2 protein-coding genes are annotated in these 1,412 nt (G+C 48.1%); both read left to right on the top strand.

The window, feature by feature from the left end:
- Positions 1-352: protein phosphatase CheZ (locus A3763_RS25035; RefSeq protein ID WP_197483117.1), on the top strand; the 352-nt coding region annotated here is incomplete at its 5' end.
- A gap of 13 nt (positions 353-365) precedes the next feature.
- Positions 366-1,412 (top strand): Hpt domain-containing protein (locus tag A3763_RS25030; protein ID WP_197483116.1); only part of this gene is annotated, 1,047 nt, incomplete at its 3' end.

The following is a 1,412-nucleotide window of genomic DNA, read 5'->3' as shown; positions in this document are numbered from 1 at the left end:
TGAGTTTAGAACGCTGACAGCCACAATGGGAACTTTCCTTGGAAAGTTGTGTGAGGATTCAGATAAAGTAAATGATAATCTCACGCAAATACTGTTAGCGCAGTCTTTCCAAGACTTAACTGGTCAAGTGATTCAACGAGTCACCGGATTGGTTAAAGATGTTGAAGAGAATCTTGTTAATTTGGTCAGAATGGCCGGTAAGGTTGACCAGATTACAGGAACAGTCCACGAAGTAGAAAAACAAGAAACAGGCATTGAGGGTGAAGGTCCACAACTCCATGCAGAGCAACGCGAAGACGTTGTTTCTGGCCAGGATGATGTGGATGATTTGCTGTCCAGTCTAGGATTTTAAAGGGGCGTAGAAGATGGGGTTTGAAGCGGATGATGAGATACTTCAGGACTTTCTTGTAGAGTCTGGAGAGATACTCGAGCTTCTTTCAGAGCAACTGGTTGATCTAGAGCAAAATCCAGACGATAAAGATTTGCTAAACGCAATTTTTAGAGGGTTTCACACTGTAAAGGGTGGAGCAGGCTTTTTACAGTTGGATGCACTGGTCAAGTGTTGTCATATTGCAGAAAACGTGTTCGATATTCTGCGAAATGGTAAGCGAAGTCTTGATGCTGACTTAATGGATGTCGTTTTACGTGCGTTAGACTCTGTAAACGAAATGTTCAGTGAAGTCAGAGATGGCCAAGATCCAACCCCAGCTGACCCACAGCTTTTAAGTGAGTTAGAACGTTTTGCGAAACCTGCTGATGCTGCGCCTGCTGCTGAACCTGCAGCTGTTGAACCAACACCGGAGCCGGTTGCTGCAGAAGCCTCTGCTGAAGAGGCTGATATTACTGATGATGAGTTTGAACAGCTCTTGGATGCATTAGATGATGATGCGGGTAAAGGGAGTGCACCAGCGGCATCCGAACAAGAATCTGACGAAATTACCGATGACGAATTCGAAAACTTGTTAGATGAGCTACACGGTTCCGGTGCTCCTGTTGGTGTCAGCGAAAGTGCTGGTGCCTCAGCTTCACCAGACAGCTCCTCGGCGGATTTGTTTTTTGAAGAACCGGCTGCGGGTGGCGACACGAACAGCTCGCCAGAGTCGGGTGATATAAGCGAAGAAGAATTTGAAAAACTATTGGATGACTTGCATGGTGAAGGTCAGTTCAATAGCGAAGGTATTGCTGCAGGTGATGCCACGTCTGAAGCGTCAGCTACTCCTGCTGGCGGTGATGGAGAGTTGATTACCGATAATGAGTTCGAAAAGCTACTGGATGAACTTCATGGAGCAGGCGGGTCGCCAACGACCAAGGCTGCTGCCAGTTCTGCGCCGGCTCCAGAGCCCACACCAAAGCCAGCGCCTGCACCGGCCCCAGCCTCAGCAGCTGCAGCTAAGCCAAAGCCGGCTGCAAAA

It is taken from the genome of Oleiphilus sp. HI0128 (assembly GCF_001635365.1).
The sequence above is the reverse complement of the archived record's forward strand: the minus strand, read 5'-3'. Positions and strand labels throughout refer to the sequence as shown.